The sequence below is a fragment of the Psychrobacillus sp. genome, from assembly GCF_056205495.1.
Genome location: NZ_JBAEAP010000589.1, coordinates 1 through 2,890, shown reverse-complemented (window position 1 = coordinate 2,890; position 2,890 = coordinate 1). Strand labels below are relative to the sequence as shown.

2 protein-coding genes and 1 riboswitch are annotated in these 2,890 nt (G+C 35.5%); both genes read left to right on the top strand.

Features of this window, described 5'->3' with window-relative positions:
• Positions 1-352: 352 nt before the first annotated feature.
• Positions 353-454, top strand: a riboswitch (purine riboswitch).
• 87 nt (positions 455-541) lie between these two features.
• Positions 542-1,873 (top strand): NCS2 family permease, encoded by a 1,332-nt coding sequence (locus tag AC06OU_RS16575; protein ID WP_475857252.1) that lies wholly within the window; start codon positions 542-544, stop codon positions 1,871-1,873.
• A gap of 126 nt (positions 1,874-1,999) precedes the next feature.
• Complete coding sequence (locus AC06OU_RS16570) at positions 2,000-2,518, top strand: N-acetyltransferase family protein (RefSeq protein ID WP_475857251.1); 519 nt, start codon at positions 2,000-2,002, stop codon at positions 2,516-2,518.
• The last annotated feature ends 372 nt before the right edge of the window (positions 2,519-2,890 follow it).

Here is a 2,890-nt window from a genome sequence, read left to right as displayed (position 1 = left end):
GACTTCAGCTAAATTCGATAAAAAGCAGCAACTTGAAAAAATACGTACAGAGTATTTGAAGAACAAGCAAAAACAAGCAGATAAAGAATAGGAATGTAAATATAGGAAGACTATGTCTACCTTGTTTGAGGGGTTTAAAGTGATGAATAGGCCCGGTAATGACGTTAAATAAAAACTAGTGAAGAGCTTGGTAACTGATTTATTGGTTTTCAAGCTTTTTTATTTGTATTAATAGGCCAATCTTCCTTTAAAAAATGCTTAACCTATAAGCAGAAAACGAACTATTATTTGGTTAATGAAAAAAATGTTCGGTTTTTCTATTGATTTCGTCATAATTCGATGTTATATTTACTACATAATTTAATTATGTCGTCGTATAACGTTGGGAATAAGGCCCAAAAGTCTCTACCGGATCACCGTAAATGATCCGACTACGATGAGTGATGCTTGTTTATGTTCACTTATTGGGGATAGTAGAGGTATACGACCAGAAATGGTAGTATACTTTTTTTCGTTGTCGCGATAAAAAATGGAGGAACTTATGAAAAAGTATTTTCGTTTTGAGGAATTAGGAACAAACTATCGCCGTGAGATTATAGGTGGTTTGACAACATTCTTGGCAATGGCTTATATCTTAGTGGTTAACCCGATGACTTTATCTCTTGAAACAATTGAAGGGTTACCAGAGTTTATGTACATGGATAAAGGATCTGTGTTTACTGCAACAGCTATTGCTGCAGCGATCGGATCTATATTAATGGGTGTGCTGGCTAGATACCCAATCGCACTTGCACCAGGTATGGGATTAAATGCATTCTTTGCTTACACAGTTGTACTAGAGTTCGAAATTCCTTGGCAAATCGCTTTAACAGGCGTCCTGTTCTCTGGTCTCATCTTTATCTGCTTATCTCTCTCGGGAATAAGAGAAACGATTATTAATGCTATACCATCTGAGTTGAAATACGCAGTAGGAGCAGGTATCGGTTTATTTATCACATTTGTCGGCCTACAAAACTCTAAGATTATCGTTTCTAATCCAAATACAGTAGCTGGCTTAGGTGATTTAACAGACCCTAACATTCTATTAACTATCTTTGGACTTGTGATTACTGTAATTATGATGGTTAAAGGAGTTAAAGGCGGTATTTTTTACGGTATGTTAATTACTGCAATCGTTGGGATGATATTAAGCTTAGTACCAATCCCTGATAGCGTAGTAGGCAGTGTTCCTTCAATGGCTCCAACTTTCGGTGCTGCATTTGACGTATTTTTTGAAGACCCAGCTGCACTACTGACAGCTCAATTCTTAATTGTTGTGTTAACATTCTTGTTCGTAGATTTCTTTGACACTGCAGGTACTTTAATCTCAGTGGCAAATCAGGCAGGATTAATGAAGGGTGAAAAATTACCTCGTGCTGGTAAAGCATTATTAGCAGATTCTATTGCTACAGTAGCGGGAGCTGTTTCCGGAACTTCTACTACTACTTCTTATGTAGAGTCAACAGCTGGTGTAGCTGCGGGAGCAAGAACTGGATTTGCTTCAGTAGTAACAGGGGTTCTGTTTTTACTATCTTTATTCTTCTTCCCTCTATTAGATGTGATCACTTCTTATGTAACAGCACCAGCATTAATTATTGTTGGGGTATTGATGGTTTCTTCTATTGGTCAAATTGATTGGAAACGCTTTGAAATTGCAGTGCCAGCCTTCTTTGTAATTATAGCTATGCCTTTAACGTACTCTATTGCAACCGGTATCGCTATAGGATTTATCTTCTATCCAATTACAATGATCGTTGCAGGTCGCATAAAAGAAATTCACCCAATCATGTATGGCATGTGGCTAGTATTTGTTGGCTACTTCATATTCTTATAAAATAGCATTTTATAAAGAGGGGCTTATGCCTCTCTTTTTTTATTTTAATTAAGAAGGATATAGAGTGTGAAAATAGAACCTATAGTATATAGAAGGAACTCACTTTAAGTTTGGAGGAATGACATAGTGATACATATAAGAAAAGCAATACCATATGATGCAAAAGGAATTGCCAAAGTTCACGTGGAAAGCTGGAAGTCTACTTATATGAATATTGTACCTGAGGACTTTTTAAATAACCTTTCTTTTGAAAGGAGAGCTGATTACTGGTTTTCTGTTATTCCAGACGGAGGAGTTTATGTAGCTGAAGATGAAAATAATCAAATCGTTGGTTTTGCTTCTGGGGGAAAGGAACGAAGTGGGGATTACTCGAATTATAATGGGGAGATATATGCCATCTATATTTTAAAAGAATTCCAGGGAATAGGTATTGGTAAGTTATTAATCGAACCCATAGTAAAAGAGCTAACGAACCAGGGGTTCCTTACTATGTTAGTACTTGTTCTAGAAGATAACCCTTCAAGACATTTTTATGAGAAGCTTGGTGCAAAGAAGATAGATAGTATAGTAGTAAAAATCGGTGGAGCAAAGCTTAATGAGCTAGTATACGGGTGGGAAGATATTATGCCCTTAGCGGGTAAATAGAAGTCCATGCTTTAGGTTCTATAAAGCCTATATAATTCTTATAGATTTATCTGAATAAATTGTTATTATTTTTAAGCGTATTTTATTAAAAATAGTATTGACGAATAGTTTAAAAGGGTGGTATAGTAATCAAGTTGTTACTTTTACTTCTGATTTGAAAAAACAAATTTTAAAAAGTTGTTGACAATGATAATCAGATTTGATAAGATAATAAAGCTGTCGAAACAAATCGACACAATGAACATTGAAAACTGAACATGCAAAACGTTAAGACATACAGCATCAACAAGCTTCGGCTTGATTGACGCAAAACAATTTTTGACATCATTTAATGATGATGCCAGCAAAACAAAATGAGCTTTTTAAGTTCTC

Coding starts and splice junctions, on each gene's coding strand:
- AC06OU_RS16575 (WP_475857252.1), top strand. CDS start 542: ATGAAAAAGTATTTTCGTTTTGAGGAATTAGGAACAAACTATCGCCGT.